Source organism: Pseudomonas sp. Pseusp10, from assembly GCF_059492225.1.
The window spans coordinates 1181520-1202809 of record NZ_CP168528.1; the positions used below are offsets into that span (position 1 = coordinate 1181520).

A 21290-nucleotide genomic window follows, 5' to 3' on the forward strand; every position below is an offset into this window, starting at 1 on the left:
ACAGCTTTGCGGTGTCGATACAGGGCTTTAGATGGGTCGTCTTAGCTTGAAATTTCCCGTTTCATTACGCCTATGCCAAACTAACCCGCATATAGACAAGGTGAAAACTCTCTAATGGCCGATTGGCAGTCCCTCGATCCCGAGGCCGCTCGTGAAGCGGAAAAATATGAAAACCCTATTCCTAGCCGCGAACTGATCCTTCAGCACCTTGCTGATCGGGGTTCGCCTGCTAACCGCGAGCAGCTGGTCGAAGAGTTTGGTCTGACCACGGAAGACCAGATCGAAGCCCTGCGCCGCCGCCTGCGCGCCATGGAGCGCGATGCTCAACTCATCTATACCCGTCGCGGCACTTATGCGCCGGTGGACAAGCTCGACCTGATCCTGGGTCGCATCAGCGGTCACCGTGATGGCTTCGGCTTCCTGGTGCCGGACGACGGCAGTGACGATCTGTTCATGAGCCCGGCGCAGATGCGTCTGGTGTTCGACGGTGACCGTGCCCTGGCGCGTGTTTCCGGTCTGGATCGCCGCGGTCGCCGTGAAGGCATGATCGTTGAAGTGGTGTCCCGCGCTCACGAAACCATCGTCGGTCGCTACTTCGAAGAGGGCGGCATCGGTTTCGTCGTTGCCGACAATCCGAAGATCCAGCAGGAAGTGCTGGTGACGCCGGGCCGTAACGCCAACGCGCAGATCGGTCAGTTCGTTGAAGTGAAGATCACTCACTGGCCGACGCCACGCTTTCAGCCGCAAGGCGACGTGGTCGAGGTGGTGGGCAACTACATGGCGCCGGGCATGGAGATCGACGTCGCCCTGCGTACCTATGACATTCCTCACGTCTGGCCTGACGCCGTGCTCAAGGAAGCCGGCAAGCTCAAGCCGGAAGTCGAAGAGAAAGACAAAGAGAAGCGCATCGACCTGCGTCATCTGCCGTTCGTCACCATCGACGGCGAAGATGCCCGCGACTTCGATGACGCGGTCTACTGCGAAGCCCGTCCGGGCAAGCTGCGTCTGTTCTCCGGCGGCTGGAAGCTGTACGTGGCGATTGCCGACGTATCCAGCTACGTAAAACTCGGTTCGGCACTGGATGCCGAAGCGCAGGTTCGCGGTAACTCGGTGTACTTCCCCGAGCGCGTGATCCCGATGCTGCCCGAGCAGTTGTCCAACGGCCTGTGCTCGCTGAACCCGCAAGTCGATCGTCTGGCCATGGTCTGCGAGATGACCATCTCCAAATCCGGTGAAATGACCGACTACTGCTTCTACGAAGCGGTGATCCACTCCCATGCGCGCCTGACCTACAACAAGGTCAGCGCGATGCTGGAAACGCCGAAGGCTACCGAAGCGCGCAAGCTGCGCGGCGAATACACCGACGTGGTGCCGCACCTCAAGCAGCTGTACTCGCTGTACAAGGTATTGCTGGCCGCTCGTCACGTGCGTGGCGCGATCGATTTCGAAACCCAGGAAACCCGGATCATCTTCGGTTCCGAGCGCAAGATTGCCGAAATCCGTCCGACTATACGTAACGACGCGCACAAGCTGATCGAGGAATGCATGCTGGCGGCCAACGTGGCCACCGCCGAATTCCTTAAAAAGCACGAAATTCCTGCGTTGTACCGCGTTCACGATGGTCCGCCGCCGGAGCGCCTGGAAAAACTGCGCGCCTTCCTCGGCGAACTTGGCCTGTCCCTGCACAAAGGCAAGGATGGTCCGTCGCCGAAGGATTACCAGGCGTTGCTGGCCGGTATCAAGGATCGTCCGGATTTCCACCTGATCCAGACCGTCATGCTGCGTTCGTTGAGCCAGGCGGTGTACAGCGCCGATAACCAGGGCCACTTCGGCCTGAATTACGAGGCGTACACGCACTTCACTTCGCCGATCCGTCGCTACCCGGACTTGCTCACGCACCGGGCGATTCGCAGCGTGATCCATTCGAAGCAGAACACCCCGCACGTTCGCCGTGCCGGTGCGATGACCATTCCGAAGGCGCGCATCTATCCGTACGACGAAGCGGCCCTGGAGCAGCTCGGCGAGCAGTGCTCGATGAGCGAGCGCCGTGCCGACGAAGCGACCCGCGACGTAGTGAACTGGCTCAAGTGCGAGTTCATGAAAGACCGCGTGGGCGAATCGTTCCCGGGCGTGATCACTGCCGTGACCGGTTTTGGTCTGTTCGTCGAGCTTACAGACATTTATGTCGAAGGCCTGGTGCACGTCACCGCGCTGCCGGGCGATTACTACCACTTCGATCCTGTGCACCACCGCTTGGCCGGTGAGCGTACCGGTCGCAGCTTCCGCCTCGGAGATACCGTGGAAGTGCGGGTCATGCGCGTCGACCTCGACGAGCGCAAGATCGACTTCGAGATGGCCGAAAAAACCATCAGTGCGCCGATTGGCCGCAAGAAGCGCGGTGCCGAAACCACAGCGCCTGCCGCGAAAGTCGAGGCAGAACCGGCCCCGGCGAAAACCGGTCGTCGTCCTGCCAAGGAAAAGGCTGTCGAGGCCTATCGCCCGAGCGATGCGGCGGCGAAAAACGCCGAAGTGCGCAAAAGTCGTGAAATGAAACAGGCGCTGCTGGCCGGTGCGAAAAGCGGCGGTAAAGCGGCGTCTGCGGGAAAGACCAGTCGGTCGGCGCCTGACAAGGGCGTCGGCGGCAAGCCAGCCAAACCGAGCAAACATCGTAAAGGCCCGCCAAAAGCGGGCTCGGCTCCAGCCAAGAGTGGCGGGGCGCGTAAACCTAAGGCCAAGCCATGAGTCAGTTGGAAAAGATCTACGGCGTCCATGCTGTAGAAGCGTTGTTGCGTCACCACCCGAAACGCGTCAAGCAGATCTGGCTGGCCGAAGGCCGCAATGATCCTCGGGTCCAGACGCTGATTGAGCTGGCCAACGAAAACCGGGTCCAGGTCGGCCAGGCCGAGCGCCGCGAAATGGACGCCTGGGTTGAAGGCGTGCACCAGGGCGTGGTCGCGGACGTGAGTCCGAGCCAGGTCTGGGGTGAGGCAATGCTCGACGAACTGCTCGATCGCACTGAAGGCGCTCCGTTGTTGCTGGTGCTCGACGGCGTGACCGATCCGCACAACCTCGGTGCCTGCTTGCGCTCTGCCGATGCGGCGGGCGCACTGGCCGTGATTGTGCCGAAAGACAAGTCGGCTACCCTGACGCCGGTTGTGCGAAAAATCGCCTGCGGTGCTGCGGAAGTGATTCCGCTGGTTGCCGTGACCAACCTTGCGCGTACCCTGGAAAAGCTCCAGCAGCGCGGCTTGTGGGTTGTCGGTACGGCGGGGGAGGCGGAAGTCAGTCTTTATGACCAGGACCTCACCGGCCCGACCATCCTGATTATGGGCGCCGAAGGCAAGGGCATGCGTCGCCTGACCCGCGAGCATTGCGACTACCTGGTGAACCTGCCGATGGCTGGTAGCGTCAGCAGTCTCAACGTTTCGGTGGCGACGGGTGTTTGCCTGTTCGAAGCGCAGCGTCAGCGTAGCGTCAAGGCCAAGGCTGCTGCCAAGAAACCCTGATCCAGTTGCAGTCCCTGTGGGAGCGAGCTTGCTCGCGAAAGCGGAGTAACATTCAGCAAAGATGTTGAATGTCGTACCGCATTCGCGGGCAAGCCCGCTCCCACATTGGTTATGCGTCATGTTGAAAATGATTGGTGTGAACGAGCTGTTCAAATAATCACCAATTACCTTGCGCCTCTCTCGCCCCTTCTCTACAATTGCGCCCCTTGCTGTGATGGCAGGCACCAACGTGTCTAGCGTCCGCAAGTCCATAAGTGTCATTCACTCCTTGTCTGACCGCTTTTGAGCGGCAGGCTACAACCCGTAAGGAGCATTCATGCGTCATTACGAAATCATCTTTTTGGTCCACCCGGATCAAAGCGAGCAAGTCGGCGGCATGGTTGAGCGTTACACCAAGCTGATCGAAGAAGACGGCGGCAAAATCCACCGTCTGGAAGATTGGGGCCGTCGTCAACTGGCCTACGCAATCAACAATGTTCACAAGGCTCACTACGTGATGCTGAACGTTGAGTGCACTGGCAAGGCCCTGGCCGAGCTGGAAGACAACTTCCGCTACAACGATGCAGTGATCCGTAACCTGGTCATCCGTCGCGACGAAGCCGTTACCGGCCAGTCCGAGATGCTCAAGGCTGAAGAAAACCGCAGTGAGCGCCGTGAGCGTCGCGACCGTCCTGAGCACGAAGGCGCTGAAAGCGTTGACAGTGATGACAGCGACAACAGCGATAACGCTGACGAGTAATCCACGGACCTTTTAAGGAGCCTATCAAATGGCACGTTTCTTCCGTCGTCGTAAATTCTGCCGCTTCACCGCTGAAGACGTGAAAGAGATCGATTACAAAGATCTCAACACTCTGAAAGCCTACGTATCCGAGACCGGCAAAATCGTTCCAAGCCGCATCACCGGTACCAAAGCTCGTTATCAGCGTCAGCTGGCCACCGCTATCAAGCGCGCCCGCTTCCTGGCCCTGCTGGCCTACACCGACAGCCACGGCCGCTGAGACCGGGCAGTCGACACGTAGCAAAGGATTGAATGCATGCGGGCCATAGCTGAGTTCATCATGCGCGGCCGTATGCAGGCCACTCTGGTAGTGGCTGGATGCGCGGCGATGCCGTTGTTTTATTGGTTGGGTGCTGCCGCCGGATGCCTTGTGCTCCTGCGGCGCGGATTGAGGGACGCCCTGGGCGTTCTTGCTCTGGGACTGCTGCCGGCGTTGATCTGGTGGCTTTACTCCGACGACCCACGGGCACTTCTGGTGCTGCTGGGGTCTGCGAGCCTTGCGTTGGTTTTGCGCGCAAGCGAGTCCTGGAACCGCGTGCTGCTGGTCAGCATAGCGATGGGGGTGGTGTTTTCAGTGGTGTTGGGGACAGCTTTTGCTCCCCAGATCGAGATGCTGGCGCAGGCTTTGATCAAAGTCATGCCGTCGCTACTCGGTGATGTCTACCAGAAGTTGTCGGTAGACGAACAAGCGCGTTTCGCGTCCCTGATTGCACCGGTCCTGACCGGCCTGATTGCGGCGTTGTTGCAAATCGTCAGCTTGCTGAGCCTGCTTGTCGGGCGCTACTGGCAGGCGTTGTTGTACAACCCGGGCGGTTTTGGTCGCGAGTTTCGCGCCATCCGCTTCCCGCTGTTGCCGGCGATGTTGCTGCTGGCGTGCATGCTTCTTGGGCCGAACATCGGTCCACAGATGGCCATGTTGACGCCGTTGTGCAGCGTACCGCTGGTGTTCGCCGGGCTGGCCCTGATTCACGGGCTGGTGGCGCAGAAGCGACTGGCCAGGTTCTGGCTGGTGGGGTTGTACGTGACGCTGTTGCTGTTCATGCAGCTGATCTATCCGTTGCTGGTGGTCCTGGCCATCGTCGACAGCCTGATTGATTTTCGCGGTCGTCTGGCGCCGAAAGACGCCGATAACGCGAACGGTGAAGGTTAAAAGTTAAGAGGATTTTCACATGCAACTGATCCTTCTGGAAAAAGTCACCAACCTGGGCAACCTGGGTGACAAAGTGAACGTTAAGGCTGGTTACGGTCGTAACTACCTGCTGCCTTACGGCAAAGCTACCGCTGCGACCCCAGCCAACCTGGCTGCGTTCGAAGAGCGTCGCGCTGAGCTGGAAAAAGCTGCAGCAGATCGCAAAGCATCGGCTGAAAGCCGCGCTGCCCAACTGGCCGAGCTGGAAGTGACCATCACTGCCACCGCTGGCGACGAAGGCAAGCTGTTCGGTTCGATCGGTACTCACGACATCGCTGACGCTCTGACCGCCTCCGGCGTTGAAGTGCAGAAGAGCGAAGTTCGTCTGCCGAACGGCACCATCCGCAACGTAGGCGAATTCGACGTAGCCGTGCACCTGCACGCCGAAGTTGAAGCCACCGTACGCGTTGTCGTGGTAGCAGCTTAAGCAGCACTTGTCGGCTGGCACCCTCGGGTGCTTGCCGGTAACATCGGGCACGATCCTGTTTACAGGTCGTGCCCTTTGTCTTTCTGGCATCCCAGTTTTTACATTCTGATTCCAAGTGGCCATGAACGAAATCTCCGCTCCCGAGCAATACGATCTGCAAACTGCCGCGCTGAAGGTGCCGCCGCATTCCATCGAGGCCGAACAGGCCGTGCTCGGTGGTCTGATGCTGGACAACAACGCCTGGGAGCGCGTGCTCGATCAAGTCTCCGACGGTGATTTCTATCGACATGACCACCGCCTGATCTTCCGCGCGATCGCCAAACTGGCCGATCAGAACATGCCGATCGACGTCGTGACCCTGTCCGAGCAACTGGACAAGGAAGGCCAGACCTCACAGGTCGGCGGCCTCGGCTATCTCGGCGAGCTGGCGAAAAACACCCCGTCTGTCGCCAACATCAAGGCCTATGCCCAGATCGTTCGCGAACGGGCGACATTGCGTCAGTTGATCGGCATCAGCACCGAAATCGCCGACAGCGCTTTCAATCCGGAAGGCCGTACCGCGGCCGAGATTCTCGACGAAGCCGAACGCCAGATCTTCCAGATTGCCGAGGCCCGACCGAAAACCGGTGGCCCGGTGGGCGTCAACGACCTGCTGACCAAGGCCATCGACCGTATCGACACCTTGTTCAACACCGACAACGCCATCACTGGCCTGTCCACCGGCTATACCGACCTCGACGAGAAAACCAGCGGCCTGCAACCGGCCGACCTGATCATCGTTGCAGGCCGTCCGTCCATGGGTAAAACCACCTTTGCGATGAACCTGGTGGAAAACGCCGTGTTGCGCAGCGAGAAGGCTGTCCTGGTTTACTCCCTCGAGATGCCAGGCGAATCGCTGATCATGCGTATGCTGTCTTCCCTTGGCCGCATCGACCAGACCAAGGTGCGTTCCGGTCAGTTGGAAGACGACGACTGGCCGCGCCTGACTTCGGCGGTCAACCTGCTCAACGACCGCAAGTTGTTCATCGACGATACCGCTGGCATCAGCCCGTCGGAAATGCGCGCCCGGACCCGCCGTCTGGTGCGTGAACACGGCGATGTCGGCCTGATCATGATCGACTACCTGCAACTGATGCAGATTCCGGGCTCAAGCGGTGATAACCGGACCAACGAGATTTCCGAGATCTCCCGATCCCTGAAGGCCCTGGCCAAGGAATTCAACTGCCCGGTGGTGGCGCTCTCGCAGCTCAACCGTTCCCTGGAACAGCGGCCGAACAAGCGCCCGGTGAACTCCGACTTGCGGGAATCCGGAGCGATCGAGCAGGACGCCGACGTGATCATGTTCGTGTATCGCGACGAGGTGTATCACCCGGAAACCGAGCACAAGGGCATCGCCGAAATCATCATCGGCAAGCAGCGGAACGGTCCGATCGGCTTTATCCGCCTGGCCTTTATCGGTAAATACACCCGATTCGAGAACCTGGCGCCGGGTAGCTACAATTTTGATGATGACGAGTAATTTGTAGCGACTGATCGGTCCTCATCGCGAGCAAGCTCGCTCCCACAGGGATTGCATTGAACCTGTGGGAGCGAGCTTGCTCGCGATGGGGTCACCGCAAATTCCGACCGTAGTCGTCGGAATTGGTCAAAATTTGTGCTATATTCCGCGCCCGCGAAATTCAATGAAAGCCAACACCGGTTATCGACATGCAAGCAGCCAAGCCGTTATTTGACTATCCCAAGTACTGGGCCGAATGTTTCGGGCCAGCGCCGTTCCTGCCCATGAGCAGGGAGGAGATGGATCAGCTCGGCTGGGATTCCTGCGACATCATCATCGTAACCGGTGATGCGTACGTCGATCACCCGTCGTTCGGCATGGCGATCATCGGCCGGCTGCTGGAGTCCCAGGGCTTCCGCGTCGGGATCATTGCCCAGCCGAACTGGCAGTCCAAAGACGACTTCATGAAGCTCGGCGAGCCGAACCTGTTCTTCGGTGTCGCGGCCGGCAACATGGACTCGATGATCAACCGCTACACCGCGGACAAGAAAATCCGCTCCGATGACGCCTACACCCCGGGTGGCCTGGCGGGCAAGCGTCCGGACCGCGCCAGCCTGGTTTACAGCCAGCGCTGCAAGGAAGCCTACAAGCACGTGCCAATCGTGCTCGGCGGCATCGAAGCGTCCCTGCGCCGCATCGCTCACTATGACTACTGGCAGGACCGTGTGCGCAACTCGATCCTGATCGACGCCAGCGCCGACATCCTGCTTTACGGCAACGCCGAGCGGGCCATCGTTGAAGTCGCCCAGCGCCTGTCCTACGGCCACAAGATCGAAGACATCACCGACGTGCGCGGCACCGCGTTCATCCGTCGTGATACGCCGCAAGGCTGGTACGAAGTCGATTCCACGCGCATCGACCGTCCGGGCAAGATCGACAAGATCATCAACCCGTACGTCAACACACAAGACACTGCTGCCTGTGCCATCGAGCAGGAGAAGGGCCCGGTCGAGGATCCGCAGGAAGCCAAGGTCGTGCAGATCCTGGCCAGTCCGCGCATGACCCGCGACAAGACCGTGATCCGTTTGCCGTCGGTGGAAAAGGTCCGCAACGACGCGGTGCTCTACGCCCACGCCAACCGCGTGTTGCACCTGGAAACCAACCCGGGCAACGCCCGCGCCTTGGTACAGAAGCATGGCGAAGTCGACGTCTGGTTCAACCCGCCACCGATTCCGATGACCACCGAAGAAATGGACTACGTGTTCGGCATGCCTTATCAGCGCATTCCGCACCCGGCGTACGGCAAGGAAAAGATTCCGGCCTACGAGATGATTCGCTTCTCGGTGAACATCATGCGTGGCTGCTTCGGCGGCTGCACCTTCTGCTCGATCACCGAGCACGAAGGGCGGATCATCCAGAACCGTTCCCACGAGTCGATCATTCGCGAAATCGAAGAAATTCGTGACAAGGTTCCTGGTTTTACCGGCGTGATCTCCGACCTCGGTGGCCCGACCGCGAACATGTACCGCATCGCCTGCAAGAGCCCGGAAATCGAATCCGCGTGCCGCAAGCCATCGTGCGTGTTCCCCGGCATCTGCCCGAACCTGAACACCGACCACTCGGCGCTGATCCAGCTGTACCGCAGTGCCCGTGAGTTGCCGGGTGTGAAGAAGATCCTGATCGCTTCCGGCCTGCGCTATGACCTGGCAGTCGAATCGCCGGAGTACGTCAAGGAACTGGTGACCCACCACGTCGGTGGTTACCTGAAGATCGCCCCGGAACACACCGAGGAAGGTCCGCTCAACCAGATGATGAAACCGGGCATCGGCAGCTATGACAAGTTCAAGCGCATGTTCGAGAAGTACTCCAAGGAAGCGGGCAAGGAGCAGTACCTGATTCCGTACTTCATCGCCGCCCACCCGGGCACCACCGATGAAGACATGATGAACCTGGCCCTGTGGCTCAAGGGCAACGGCTTCCGTGCCGACCAGGTGCAGGCGTTCTACCCGTCGCCGATGGCCACCGCCACCGCGATGTACCACTCGGGCAAAAACCCGCTGCGCAAGGTCACCTACAAGAGTGACGCGGTGACCATCGTCAAGAGCGAAGAGCAGCGTCGTCTGCACAAGGCGTTCTTGCGTTATCACGACCCTAAAGGCTGGCCGATGCTACGCGAAGCACTGACCCGCATGGGCCGCGCCGACCTGATCGGGCCGGGCAAGAACCAGTTGATTCCTTTGCATCAGCCGTCGACTGACAGCTACCAGAGCGCCCGTCGCAAGAACTCGACGCCGGCCGGCAGCCACAAGGTTGCAGGGGAAAAGACCACCAAGATCCTGACCCAGCACACCGGCCTGCCGCCACGTGCCAGCGATGGCGGTAACCCCTGGGACAAGCGCGAACAGGCCAAGGCTGCGGCGTTTGCCCGCAACCAGCAGGCGGCCAAGGAGCGCAAGGATGCGGCCAAGGGCAAAGGCCCCAAGCCGACCCGCAAGCCGGTCGTGCCGCGCTGAGTCTCGCTTGAGCTGAACAGAACGCCAACCTTCGGGTTGGCGTTTTGCATTCCGGGCTTGAAAGGTATGTGAGGGCTGCTGGCCTCTTCGCGAGCAAGCCCGCTCCCACAGGTTTAGAGGCGTTCGCAAAATTTGTGTTCGACTCGGACACTGTGGGAGCGGGCTTGCCCGCGAAGGGGCCGGTTTTGGCGGTGACTATGCAACTGAACGCCACAAATACGTGCAACTCTTGCAATCCAATTCTCCGCCTCGCCCGATTTTGGTGCTGTACTGCCTCAGGCAACCGAAGAAAGCGCCAGCGCTGCTGGATGGCATAAGTCTTGCGCGCTTTCCCATACGCTCAAGGCTCGCAGGAGGCACGCCGTGTCGATTCATGTCGCATTGCACCACGTCACGCATTACCGCTATGACCGCGCTGTCGAGCTCGGCCCGCAGATTGTTCGCCTGCGCCCCGCTGCTCACAGCCGCACGCGGATTCTGTCCTATGCGCTGAAAGTCTCCCCCGAACAGCACTTCATCAACTGGCAGCAGGACCCCCAGGGTAATTACCTGGCGCGCTTGGTGTTTCCGGAAAAAACCGATGAATTGCGAATTGAAGTCGATCTGCTGGCAGAAATGGCGATCTTCAATCCGTTTGACTTCTTCCTTGAGCCCTACGCGGAAAAGATTCCCTTCGCCTATGCCGTGGATGAGCGCAAGGAACTGGCGCCCTATCTGGAAACCCTGCCCCTGACGCCGAAGTTCAAGGCCTATCTGGACGGCATCGACCGCACCCCGTTGCCCGCCGTGGACTTTCTCGTCGCGCTCAATCAGCGCCTGAGCGAAGACATCGACTACCTGATTCGCATGGAGCCCGGCGTACAAACGCCTGAACACACCCTCGATCAGGCTTCCGGTTCGTGCCGCGATTCCGCCTGGTTGCTGGTGCAACTGCTGCGCAATCTGGGGCTGGCAGCGCGTTTCGTGTCGGGCTACCTGATCCAGCTGACCGCCGACGTCAAAAGTCTCGACGGCCCGTCGGGCACTGAAGTGGATTTCACCGACCTGCACGCCTGGTGCGAGGTGTACCTGCCCGGCGCCGGCTGGATTGGCCTGGACGCGACATCCGGGCTGTTTGCCGGTGAAGGGCATATTCCGTTGGCCTGTAGTCCCGATCCGTCCTCTGCGGCACCGATCAGTGGCCTGGTGGAGCCGTGCAAGTGCGAATTCAGCCACGAAATGTCCGTGGAGCGGATTTGGGAGGCGCCACGGGTCACCAAGCCCTACACCGACGACCAGTGGCTGGCGATTCAGGCCCTGGGGCGGCAGATCGATGCCGACCTGCTGGAAGGCGATGTGCGCCTGACCATGGGCGGCGAACCGACCTTTGTGTCCATCGATGACCCGGACGGCGCCGAGTGGAACACCGCCGCACTGGGGCCGGATAAACGACGCTTGTCCGCCGAGTTGTTCCAGCGCATGCGCAAGCACTACGCGCCCAAGGGGCTGGTGCATTTCGGACAGGGCAAGTGGTATCCCGGCGAGCAGTTGCCGCGCTGGTCGCTCAATTGCTACTGGCGCCGTGACGGCGTGCCGATCTGGCACAACAGCGCGCTGATCGCCGACGAGCAAGAGGGCTACGGCGCCACAGGCGAACTGGCCGGACGTTTCCTGGCGAGCGTTGCCGAACGCCTGAAAATTCCGACACGTTTTGTGTTTCCGGCCTACGAAGACAATTTTTATTACCTCTGGCGCGAAGGGATGTTGCCGCAGAACGTCAGCGCCGAAGACTCACGTCTGGAAGAACCGCTGGAGCGTGCGCGTCTGCGTAAGGTCTTCAGTCAGGGTTTGGGCAAGGTGATTGGCCAGGTCCTGCCGCTGGCACGCACCACCAAGGGCGATCAGTGGCAGAGCGGCCGCTGGTATCTGCGCGATGAGCACTGCCGCCTGGTGCCGGGGGATTCGCCGCTAGGGTATCGCTTGCCGTTGGGTTCGCAACCCTGGGTGAAAGCGGCGGAGTATCCGTTCATTCATCCGCAGGACCCGAACCAGGACTTCCCGCCACTGCCCGACACGGCACAACTACAGAGCCAAAGCGCTTCTGCCGAGGTGCAAGAGCGGGCGCCAGACATCGACGAGTCCGCCGACTGGCTGACCCGCACCGCGTTCTGCGCCGAAGCCCGGGAAGGCCGGTTGTACCTGTTCATGCCGCCGCTGGAGCGGGTCGAGGATTACCTCGAACTGGTCGCCGCCATTGAGGCCACCGCGCAAGAGCTGCTGTGTCCGGTATTGCTGGAGGGCTACGAGCCGCCGAGCGATCCGCGACTGAGCAACTTCCGCATCACTCCGGACCCGGGGGTGATCGAGGTCAACGTGCAGCCGTCCGCGACCTGGGACGAATTGGTCGAGCGCACCGAGTTCCTCTATGAAGAAGCACGCCGGACCCGGCTGACCACCGAGAAATTCATGATCGACGGCCGGCACACCGGCACGGGCGGCGGTAACCATTTCGTGCTGGGTGGGGCGACACCGGGTGACTCGCCGTTTCTGCGTCGTCCGGATCTGCTGCGCAGCCTGATCAGCTACTGGCATAACCACCCGTCCTTGTCCTACCTGTTTTCCGGATTGTTCATCGGCCCGACGTCCCAGGCGCCCCGCGTCGATGAAGCGCGCAATGATGCCTTGTACGAACTGGAAATCGCGTTTGCGCAGATGCCGGAACCGGGTGAGGCATGTCCGCCATGGTTGGTGGATCGACTGTTGCGCAATCTGCTGATCGATGTGACCGGCAACACCCACCGCGCCGAATTCTGCATCGACAAACTCTATTCGCCGGACGGTGCCACCGGGCGCCTCGGATTGCTGGAGCTGCGTGCGTTCGAGATGCCGCCCCATGCGCGCATGAGCCTGGCGCAACAATTGTTGCTGCGGGCGCTGGTCGCGCGGTTCTGGCGCGAGCCCTATGCACCGCCGAAGCTGGCGCGCTGGGGCACGGAGCTGCACGATCGCTTCCTGTTGCCGCACTTCATCGAGCAAGACTTTGCCGATGTCATCGTCGACCTCAACGCCGCCGGTTATGCGGTGCGGGCCGAATGGTTCGCCGCGCATCTGGAGTTCCGTTTCCCCAAGGTTGGCGACTACGCCGTCAGTGGCATTGCGCTGGAACTGCGCCAGGCGCTCGAGCCTTGGCACGTGCTGGGCGAAGAGGGCGCCATGGGCGGTACGGTGCGTTACGTGGATTCGTCGCTGGAGCGTTTGCAGGTCAAGCTCAGCGGCCTGCCGCCCCAGCGTTATCTGCTGACCTGCAATGGCATCCCGGTGCCATTGCAATCCACGGGGCGGGTCGGCGAGTTCGTGGCCGGCGTGCGTTTTCGTGCCTGGCAACCGGCCAACTGCCTGCAACCGACCATCCCGGTCCACGCGCCCCTGGTGTTCGACTTGCTCGATACCTGGATGCAGCGTTCGCTGGGCGGCTGCCAGTATCACGTCGCCCACCCGGGCGGACGCAATTACGACAGCTTGCCGGTCAATGCCAACGAGGCCGAAAGTCGGCGTATGGCGCGTTTCTTCCGCATCGGACACACGCCGGGAAAACTTCCTCTCCCGATTCTGGAAATTAACGACGAGCTGCCGATGACACTCGATTTGCGACGTTTCTAAACCGTACGCGACGCTCGGATTTTTCGTATATCCGGGTGTCACGAGCCTGCGTTAGTCTGACCGTTCATTGCTGTCTGCCGAGCTTTCCATGCCTGACCTGCTAGACCGCTACCCGCTGACGGCGGGCACCTATCACGAACTGCTCGACGACAGTGGCGCCGTGCGCCCGCACTGGCGCCGGCTGTTCGAGCAGTTGCAACGCAGCACGCCGGCGCAATTGGTGCAGCGTCAGGCCCTGCTGACCCGGCAAATCCAGGAAAACGGTGTCACCTACAACGTCTATGCCGACCCCAAGGGCGCTGACCGGCCATGGGAACTGGACCTGCTGCCGCATATCATTGCCGCCGATGAGTGGGAGCGCCTGGCGGCCGGCATCGCGCAACGGGCCAGGTTGCTCAATGCCGTGCTGGCTGACCTTTACGGTCCGCAACGGCTGATTGCCGAAGGTCTGCTGCCCGCCGAGCTGGTGTTCGGTCACAACAATTTCCTTTGGCCCTGTCAGGGCATCAGCCCGCCTGACGGGGCCTTCCTGCATTTGTATGCCGTGGATCTGGCGCGCACGCCCGATGGCCGCTGGTGGGTCACGGCGGACCGTACCCAGGCGCCGTCGGGCGCCGGGTATGCGCTGGAAAACCGTACCATCGTGTCCCGGGCGTTTCCCGAGCTGTACCGCGACTTGAAAGTGCAGCACCTGGCCGGGTTCTTCCGCACCTTGCAGGAAACCCTGGCCCGTCAGGCCCCGAGTGCCGAGGACGCGCCGTTGGTGGTGCTGCTGACACCAGGGCGATTCAACGAAAGCTATTTTGAACATCTGTATCTGGCCCGGCAGCTCGGTTATCCGTTGGTAGAGGGCGGTGACCTGACGGTGCGCGATGCCACGGTCTACCTGAAGACCCTGAGTGGTCTGCGTCGGGTGCACGCGATCATGCGTCGGCTCGATGACGATTTCTGCGACCCGCTGGAGTTGCGCACCGATTCGGCCCTCGGCGTGCCGGGCCTGCTCGAAGCCGTGCGGCAGGGGCGGGTGCTGGTGGCCAACGCTCTGGGCAGCGGTGTGCTGGAGTCGCCCGGTTTGTTGGGTTTCCTGCCGAAGATCAATCAATTCCTGTTTGGCGAAGAACTGATCCTGCCGTCCATCGCCACCTGGTGGTGCGGTGAAGCGCCGGTGTTGGCCCAAGCCCTGGAAAAGCTGCCGGAACTGCTGATCAAACCGGCGTTTCCGTCCCAGAGCTTTGCACCGGTATTTGGCCGTGATTTGAGTGAAAAGCAGCGCCAGGAACTCGCCGAGCGCATGCAGGCACGGCCTTACGCTTATGTGGCGCAAGAACTCGCGCAATTGTCCCAGGCACCGATCTGGCAAGCCGAAGACGGTCAGCTGCAACCCCGCGCCATCGGCATGCGCGTATATGCGGTGGCCAGCCGCGAGGGTTATCGGGTGTTGCCCGGTGGCTTGACCCGGGTCGCCGCCGACGCCGATGCCGAAGTGGTGTCGATGCAGCGCGGTGGCGCCAGCAAAGACACCTGGGTGCTGGGCGATCGTGCGCCCAGCGGCGAACAATGGAAGGCCCAACGCAACATCGGCGTGCATGATCTGGTGCGGCGCGATCCGTATCTGCCATCGCGGGTGGTGGAAAACCTGTTCTGGTTTGGCCGCTACTGCGAACGTTGCGATGACAGTGCCCGTTTGCTGCGCATCATGCTGGCGCGCTATGTCGACGGCGACGACCCGCAAGCCTTGCAGGCCGCAGTCGATCTCGGCGAGCGGCTGATGCTGCTGCCCGATGAGGGCGAGTTGCCGGAACGCCTGTTGGCGGCGCTGCTCGGCGACGACTGGCCGTTCAGCCTGCGTTCCAACCTGCAACGCTTGCAGTGGGCTGCTTCGCAGGTACGCGGCAAGCTCTCGCGGGAAAACTGGCAGGCACTGGTGGAGTTACAGCGCGAAGCCATGGAGCTGGAAACCGAAGAGCCGGATTTCGGTGAGTTGCTGGATTTCCTTAACCGTTTGGTGATGTCCCTGGCGGCGCTGTCCGGCTTTGCCCTGGACGACATGACCCGGGACGAAGGCTGGCGTTTCCTGATGATTGGCCGGCGGATCGAGCGCCTGCAATTTCTCAGCGGCAGTCTGGCGGCGTTCCTGCGGGGCGCCGGGGCTTTCGATCAGGCCGGGCTGGAATGGTTGCTGGAACTGGGCAACAGCAGCATCACCTACCGTTCTCGATACCTGGCGGTGGCGCAACTGATCCCGGTGCTCGACCTTCTGTTGCTCGACGAGCAGAACCCTCACGCCGTGTTGTTCCAGTTGAAACTGGTGAACCGCACCCTCAAACGTCTCAACGATGACTTTGGTGGGCCGCGCGAAGCAGCGCTGCCGCAATTGGTCGAACGTCTGGCGCGATTCGATCTGGGCTGCCTGGAAAACCCGCTGTTCGGCGACGCGAGTGTTCGCGCCGCCATCGAGGGGTTGGCCGCGCTGCTGCAAGAGATTGCCGATGTCAGCGGGCAAGTTTCCGATCGCCTGGCGCTGCGGCACTTCGCCCATGTCGACGATGTCAGCCAGCGCACGGTGTCCGTCTGATGAGCGCCCACTACCAGATTTTCCACGACACCCATTATCACTACGACAGCCCGGTGTCCCTGGCCCAGCAACTGGCGCATTTGTGGCCGCGGCCTTGTGCCTGGCAGCGTTGCACCGACCGGCAATTGCAGATCAGTCCGCAGCCGACCTCCCGCCGCGATGAACTGGATGTATTCGGCAACCCGCTGACACGGCTGGCGTTCGAGCGTCCCCACGATGAATTGCTGGTCAACGCCAGCCTCACGATCGAAGTGTTGCCCCGGCCTGTGCTGGATTTCAGTCGGTCTCCGGCGTGGGAGAACACTCGAAGCGCGTTGACCTACAGCAGCCAGCCGTTGTCGCCTGAAATGCTCGAAGCCTGCCGATACCGGTTTGAATCGCCATATGTGCATTTGAAGAGAAACTTCGTCGAATTTTCTGAGAGCTGCTTCCCGGCGGGTCGACCGCTGCTGCTCGGCGTGCAGGCGCTGATGGAGAAAATCTTCAGCGAGTTCACCTTCGATGCCGAAGCGACCCAAGTGGCGACGCCACTGGTGGAGGTGCTGGAGCGCCGGCGCGGGGTCTGCCAGGACTTTGCTCACCTGATGCTCGCTTGCGTGCGTTCCCGTGGATTGGCCGCGCGGTACATCAGCGGCTACTTGCTGACCCAGCCACCGCCGGGGCAGCCACGGCTGATCGGTGCTGATGCGTCCCACGCCTGGGTTTCGGTGTTTTGCCCGGTGCTGGGGTGGGTGGATTTCGACCCGACCAACAATGTGCAACCGGCTCTGGAGCACATCACCCTGGCCTGGGGCCGGGACTTTTCCGATGTGTCGCCGTTGCGGGGGGTGATTCTGGGAGGAGGGAACCACGACCCGGAAGTGCGCGTCACCGTGATGCCGCTGGATTAACAACGATCAACCCTGTAGGAGCGAGCTTGCTCGCGATGGACGTCAACGATGACGCGTCCTGTCTGGAAAAACGCGCTGTCTTCGAATTTTTCGCGAGCAAGCTCGCTCCTACAGGGGGCGCAGTCATTTCAGGTAGGGTATTTCAGATTGGCCTGTGAGGGTCGGCAGCAAAGCTGCCAACCCTGGACACAGATCCGGTGGGCCAGATCAGATCAACCGGCCCGGAGGTTCTCAGGCGTCGGGCGCCGAGTCTTTCGGTGCATCAACATCGTCTTCTGCCGCCACTTCACCCTCAGGGTTCAGTGCCGCTTCTTCAGCTGAAGCTTTCTTGCGCTGAAGCTTTTCCTCTTTCTTCTGCTCCTTGGCCAAGTCTCTCTGACGTTTGGCGAAGGAATAATTAGGTTTGGCCATGGGCGATCCTCTGGGGTCGAAGGTGAGGTTGAGCGGCGCATATTCTGCCCTGTATCGGTGCCAAGCCGTTAGCTGGGTTTTTGCTCGGCCCATTTTGGCGCTACGGACGGTTTCCAGGCATCCAGTGCATCGAGCAGGGTTTGCGGCGATTCGCTCACTTGCAGCATGTCACGGTGCTGCCCGCGAACGAAGCCTTCGCCGACGATGTGATCGAGAAAAGACGTCAATTTGCTGTAGAAACCGTTCACTTCCAGCAAACCCAGCGGTTTGCCGTGGTAGCCGAGCTGGCCCCAGGTCCAGACTTCGAACAGTTCTTCCAGGGTGCCAAGGCCACCGGGCAGCGCGATAAAGGCATCGCTGAGCTCGGCCATCCGGGCCTTGCGCGCGTGCATGCCATCGACGACTTCCAGGCGAGTCAGGCCACTGTGGCCGATTTCCTTGTCCTTGAGGCTTTGCGGAATGATGCCGATCACCTCACCGCCGGCCGCCAGGGCCGCATCGGCGACGATTCCCATCAGGCCCACGGCGCCACCGCCATACACCAGGGTCAGCTTGCGCTCGGCCAATGCCTGGCCCAAGGCCATAGCCGCTTCACGATAAGCCGGGTTGGTGCCGGTGCTGGCACCACAAAATACACAAACAGATGCTAAAGACATGCTTTGCTCCATGGTCGATCAGAGCCACAGAGTAAAGGCAGGCGCACGGCACTCCAAGGGCTAGACTTCGAGTTCTGGAGTTTCGTACGTACCGCTGGCGCCGCAGGCATAGGCGGCGAGCAAGCTGCACAATAAGCTGTTGATCGACATGACAGACGCTCCATTTGAAGGGGACGGTCTGATGATAGGGCCGGGCCAGACGCTTGGCCGGTAGATTGTTTCCATCGGTGTCATAGCCTGAAAGTTGTATACAATTTTTGATTCAAGTCATATGAACTTGCGAAATTTTCAGGCAGTCTTCTGTCCATTCGCGATTTCGTTAACCCTGCCTTGGAGATTCACCATGTTTGCCAAACTTGTTGCGGTATCCCTGTTGACACTGGCCAGCAGCCAATTGATGGCTGCCGAGTGCAAGACGACCATCGACTCCACCGATCAAATGGCCTTCAGCACCAAGGCCATTGAAATCGACAAAAGCTGCAAAACCTTCACCGTCGAGCTGACTCACTCCGGCAGCCTGCCGAAAAACGTCATGGGCCATAACTTTGTGCTGAGCAAAGAAGCTGACATGCAGCCAATCGCCACCGACGGCCTGAGCGCCGGCATCGACAAGAATTACCTGAAAGAAGGTGATGCGCGCGTGATTGCCCACACCAAGATCATCGGCTCCAAGGAAACCGATTCGGTGACCTTCGATGTGTCCAAGCTGGATGCCGCTGAAAAGTACGGTTTCTTCTGCTCGTTCCCGGGCCACATCTCGATGATGAAAGGCACCGTGACCCTGAAGTAAACCGACGTACCGCGTCATCGTTCTTCGCGGGCAAGCCCGCTCCCACAGGGACACCACCGTACCTGTGGGAGCGGGCTTGGTCCGGGCGGCGTTCCGACGAAGGGGCCGGACGCCTCAACAAATGCTCCCGCCAAGAAAAAGCCCGCTGAAGCTCAACACTTCAGCGGGCTTTTTCATTCAATCATCAATCACGGCGCATACGGCATCACACGCTTGTGATGGGTCTTGTTGTACGTGTCGCAAATGATCTTGAACGCTTCCTCGCGCACCGGATTGCCGTGCAGGAACGCATCGATCTCGGCGTAGGTCACGCCGTGGGAGGCTTCGTCCGGTTTGCCGGGTGACAGGTCTTCCAGGTCGGCGGTCGGGACTTTCTCCACCAGCGACTCCGGTGCGCCGAAGCTGCGGGCGATGGCGCGGACCTGGTTTTTCACCAAGCCGCTCAGTGGCGCCAGGTCGCAGGCGCCGTCACCGAACTTGGTGAAGAAACCCATCACTGCTTCCGCCGCATGGTCGGTGCCGATCACCAGGCCATGGGCCGCGCCAGCGATGGTGTACTGCGCCACCATGCGCATCCGCGCCTTGGTATTGCCGAGTACGAAATCCACCGACACCGCATGCTTGCCTTCGAACGCAGCCACTTCATTGGCCAGGGCCTTGACCGCCGGACCGATGTTTACGGTGTGGCGCTCGTCCGGTTTGATGAAGTCCACCGACGCCTGGGCGTCGTGCTCGTCGAACTGGGTTTCGTACGGCAGGCGCACGGCGATGAATTTATAGGCGGCATCGCCTGTGCGCTGGCGCAGTTCGCGGACGGCACGTTGGGCCAGCAGGCCGGCGGTCAGTGAGTCGACGCCGCCGCTGATGCCCAACACCAGGGTTTTCAGCCCGGAATTGACCAGGCAGTCCTGAACAAAGGCAATCCGCCGGGCGACTTCGGCCTCAAGGGCGGCTTCGTCGGCGAATGGCGGCTGGACCTTGAGCTGTTCAGCAATCTCACGCTGTACGGCTTGCATGAATTCACTCCTTGCTTGATGTACTTGAAAGGGCGGCAGGTACTTGGAAAACGTGTCGCAAGTACGCGACGAAATTCGGGTCTTTGCAGTGCGTCTTGCCAGGCTCGTCGGAGATCTTCGCCACCGGCTGGCCGTTGCAGGCGGCCATTTTAAGCACGATGCTCATCGGTTCGACACCCGGAATATCACAGGTCAGGTTGGTGCCGATGCCGAAGCTGACATTGATACGACCGCGCAGCGCCCGGAATATCTCCAGGGCCTTGGGCAGGGTCAGGCTGTCGGAGAAGGTCAGTGTCTTGCTCATCGGGTCGATGCCGAGCTTGTGATAGTGGGCGATGGCTTTTTCCGCCCAGATCACCGGATCGCCCGAGTCGTGGCGCAAACCGTCGAAAAGCTTGGCGAAAAACAGATCGAAATCGCCGAGGAAGGCATCAATGGTGATGCAATCGGTCAGGGCAATCCCCAGCAGGCCACGGTATTCGCGGACCCAGCAATCGAGTGCGGCAATCTGGCTGTCGATCAGCCGCGGGCCGAGTTGCTGGTGCGCCATGATCCACTCGTGGGCCATGGTGCCCAAGGGTTTCATGTCCAGCTCCCGGGACAGGTGCACGTTGCTGGTACCGACAAAGCGTCCGGGGAAATCGTGCTTGAGCACATTCACCACTTCTTCCTGCACTCGGTAGGAAAAACGACGGCGGGTGCCGAAATCGGCCACCTGCAATTCGGACAATTCATCGCTGCTGGCGTTGGCGCTCAGCCAGTCGAACTTGCGGTAGAGCTGTTCACGGGCCTGCCCCAGCACGACTTCGCGGTAGCGATAGCGATTGCGCACCTCGCTGACCAGCGCCAGCAGCGGCACTTCGAACAGGATCACATGCAGCCAGGGGCCCCGCAGACGGATGAACAGCTCACCGTTTTCGATGCCGGTGTGGATGTAGCGCAGGTTGAAGCGAAACAAGCCGAGAAAACGCAAAAAATCCGGCTTCAGGAAGCTGATGCGTTCCAGAAAGCTCAATTGGTCGGCGCTCAGGCTCAGTTCGGCCAGGCGCTCGATCTGGAAGCGGATTTCCGCCAGGTACGGGCGCAAGTCCTCCCTGTTACGGCAACGAAACTCCCATTCGACTTCGACGTTCGGGTAATTGTGCAGCACCGCCTGCATCATCGTCAGTTTGTAGAAGTCGGTGTCGAGCAGGTTCTGCACGATGCGATCGGCAAACACACTCTCGCTCATAACGGGAATCTCCAGCGTTGCAGCGGTATTGATCAGTGGCGCTAGTGGCGCATATCAGGGACAAGGATTACCAGCAGTTTTTTAGCCGCAGCAAATCCCCCTGTGGGAGCGGGCTTGCTCGCGAAGGCGTCAGACCAGTCAGCATTTATTTTGAATGTGCTGGCCTCTTCG

General features: G+C 60.6%; 16 protein-coding genes. 12 read left to right on the forward strand and 4 right to left on the reverse strand.

All coding sequences use genetic code 11. From position 1 onward, the window contains the following. Positions 1-114: 114 nt before the first annotated feature. The 11 genes from rnr to ACEN8Z_RS05325 all read left to right on the forward strand — a co-directional run bounded on the left by rnr (position 115) and on the right by ACEN8Z_RS05325 (position 17015). The gene (gene rnr, locus ACEN8Z_RS05275; protein ID WP_495596978.1) at positions 115-2742 is read left to right on the forward strand and encodes a ribonuclease R; all 2628 of its coding nucleotides are present in this window, start codon (positions 115-117) and stop codon (positions 2740-2742) included. Further along, positions 2739-3506 (forward strand): 23S rRNA (guanosine(2251)-2'-O)-methyltransferase RlmB, encoded by a 768-nt coding sequence (rlmB, locus tag ACEN8Z_RS05280; protein WP_442095982.1) that lies wholly within the window; start codon positions 2739-2741, stop codon positions 3504-3506. Before rnr ends, rlmB begins: the two co-directional genes overlap by 4 nt. Before the next feature lie 316 nt (positions 3507-3822). Continuing rightward, on the forward strand, positions 3823-4245 hold the full coding sequence (gene rpsF / locus ACEN8Z_RS05285) for a 30S ribosomal protein S6 (RefSeq protein ID WP_007982042.1): 423 nt from the start codon (positions 3823-3825) through the stop codon (positions 4243-4245). A 28-nt stretch (positions 4246-4273) separates the two neighbouring features. Then, positions 4274-4504, forward strand: a complete 231-nt coding sequence (gene rpsR, locus ACEN8Z_RS05290; RefSeq protein ID WP_002551829.1) for a 30S ribosomal protein S18 — start codon at positions 4274-4276, stop codon at positions 4502-4504. Between the two features lie 36 nt (positions 4505-4540). Then, entirely contained in the window at positions 4541-5434 is an 894-nt protein-coding gene (locus ACEN8Z_RS05295) for a hypothetical protein (RefSeq protein WP_495596979.1), read from the forward strand. Positions 5435-5453: 19 nt separating this feature from the next. Then, entirely contained in the window at positions 5454-5900 is a 447-nt protein-coding gene (gene rplI / locus ACEN8Z_RS05300) for a 50S ribosomal protein L9 (RefSeq protein ID WP_007973276.1), read from the forward strand. 121 nt (positions 5901-6021) lie between these two features. Further along, positions 6022-7419, forward strand: a complete 1398-nt coding sequence (gene dnaB / locus ACEN8Z_RS05305) for a replicative DNA helicase (protein WP_007982038.1) — start codon at positions 6022-6024, stop codon at positions 7417-7419. Positions 7420-7607: 188 nt separating this feature from the next. Further along, positions 7608-9911: a YgiQ family radical SAM protein gene (locus ACEN8Z_RS05310; RefSeq protein WP_442095981.1), complete on the forward strand. Its 2304-nt coding sequence runs from the start codon at positions 7608-7610 to the stop codon at positions 9909-9911. 363 nt (positions 9912-10274) lie between these two features. Continuing rightward, the gene (locus ACEN8Z_RS05315) at positions 10275-13550 is read left to right on the forward strand and encodes a transglutaminase family protein (RefSeq protein WP_495596980.1); all 3276 of its coding nucleotides are present in this window, start codon (positions 10275-10277) and stop codon (positions 13548-13550) included. An 88-nt stretch (positions 13551-13638) separates the two neighbouring features. After that, on the forward strand, positions 13639-16125 hold the full coding sequence (locus ACEN8Z_RS05320) for a circularly permuted type 2 ATP-grasp protein (RefSeq protein ID WP_495596981.1): 2487 nt from the start codon (positions 13639-13641) through the stop codon (positions 16123-16125). Beyond that, a complete protein-coding gene (locus ACEN8Z_RS05325) occupies positions 16125-17015 on the forward strand; it encodes a transglutaminase family protein (RefSeq protein WP_008003056.1) in 891 nt (296 codons plus the stop codon). Before ACEN8Z_RS05320 ends, ACEN8Z_RS05325 begins: the two co-directional genes overlap by 1 nt. Before the next feature lie 231 nt (positions 17016-17246). On the opposite strand, the gene ACEN8Z_RS05330 is transcribed toward ACEN8Z_RS05325, so the two are convergent. Then, entirely contained in the window at positions 17247-17426 is a 180-nt protein-coding gene (locus tag ACEN8Z_RS05330; RefSeq protein WP_008003055.1) for a hypothetical protein, read from the reverse strand. Between the two features lie 68 nt (positions 17427-17494). Next, positions 17495-18082, reverse strand: coding sequence for a cytokinin riboside 5'-monophosphate phosphoribohydrolase (locus ACEN8Z_RS05335; protein ID WP_495596982.1), 588 nt, complete (start codon positions 18080-18082; stop codon positions 17495-17497). 343 nt (positions 18083-18425) lie between these two features. Between ACEN8Z_RS05335 and azu the strand changes: the two genes are divergently transcribed. Continuing rightward, entirely contained in the window at positions 18426-18872 is a 447-nt protein-coding gene (gene azu, locus ACEN8Z_RS05340; protein ID WP_008003050.1) for an azurin, read from the forward strand. Between the two features lie 188 nt (positions 18873-19060). Here the strand turns inward: azu and nadE are convergent, their stop codons facing one another. After that, a complete protein-coding gene (nadE, locus tag ACEN8Z_RS05345) occupies positions 19061-19888 on the reverse strand; it encodes an NAD(+) synthase (protein ID WP_495596983.1) in 828 nt (275 codons plus the stop codon). A gap of 4 nt (positions 19889-19892) precedes the next feature. After that, positions 19893-21119: a nicotinate phosphoribosyltransferase gene (gene pncB, locus ACEN8Z_RS05350; protein WP_495596984.1), complete on the reverse strand. Its 1227-nt coding sequence runs from the start codon at positions 21117-21119 to the stop codon at positions 19893-19895. Positions 21120-21290: the final 171 nt, after the last annotated feature.

Excerpts from the sequence above, each read along its gene's own strand:
- ACEN8Z_RS05320 (WP_495596981.1), top strand. The coding sequence starts at position 13,639 with ATGCCTGACCTGCTAGACCGCTACCCGCTGACGGCGGGCACCTATCAC.
- nadE (WP_495596983.1), bottom strand. The coding sequence starts at position 19,888 with ATGCAAGCCGTACAGCGTGAGATTGCTGAACAGCTCAAGGTCCAGCCG.
- rpsF (WP_007982042.1), top strand. The coding sequence starts at position 3,823 with ATGCGTCATTACGAAATCATCTTTTTGGTCCACCCGGATCAAAGCGAG.
- ACEN8Z_RS05330 (WP_008003055.1), bottom strand. The coding sequence starts at position 17,426 with ATGGCCAAACCTAATTATTCCTTCGCCAAACGTCAGAGAGACTTGGCC.
- rlmB (WP_442095982.1), top strand. The coding sequence starts at position 2,739 with ATGAGTCAGTTGGAAAAGATCTACGGCGTCCATGCTGTAGAAGCGTTG.
- ACEN8Z_RS05295 (WP_495596979.1), top strand. The coding sequence starts at position 4,541 with ATGCGGGCCATAGCTGAGTTCATCATGCGCGGCCGTATGCAGGCCACT.
- rnr (WP_495596978.1), top strand. The coding sequence starts at position 115 with ATGGCCGATTGGCAGTCCCTCGATCCCGAGGCCGCTCGTGAAGCGGAA.
- dnaB (WP_007982038.1), top strand. The coding sequence starts at position 6,022 with ATGAACGAAATCTCCGCTCCCGAGCAATACGATCTGCAAACTGCCGCG.
- pncB (WP_495596984.1), bottom strand. The coding sequence starts at position 21,119 with ATGAGCGAGAGTGTGTTTGCCGATCGCATCGTGCAGAACCTGCTCGAC.
- azu (WP_008003050.1), top strand. The coding sequence starts at position 18,426 with ATGTTTGCCAAACTTGTTGCGGTATCCCTGTTGACACTGGCCAGCAGC.
- rplI (WP_007973276.1), top strand. The coding sequence starts at position 5,454 with ATGCAACTGATCCTTCTGGAAAAAGTCACCAACCTGGGCAACCTGGGT.
- ACEN8Z_RS05310 (WP_442095981.1), top strand. The coding sequence starts at position 7,608 with ATGCAAGCAGCCAAGCCGTTATTTGACTATCCCAAGTACTGGGCCGAA.
- rpsR (WP_002551829.1), top strand. The coding sequence starts at position 4,274 with ATGGCACGTTTCTTCCGTCGTCGTAAATTCTGCCGCTTCACCGCTGAA.
- ACEN8Z_RS05325 (WP_008003056.1), top strand. The coding sequence starts at position 16,125 with ATGAGCGCCCACTACCAGATTTTCCACGACACCCATTATCACTACGAC.
- ACEN8Z_RS05335 (WP_495596982.1), bottom strand. The coding sequence starts at position 18,082 with ATGTCTTTAGCATCTGTTTGTGTATTTTGTGGTGCCAGCACCGGCACC.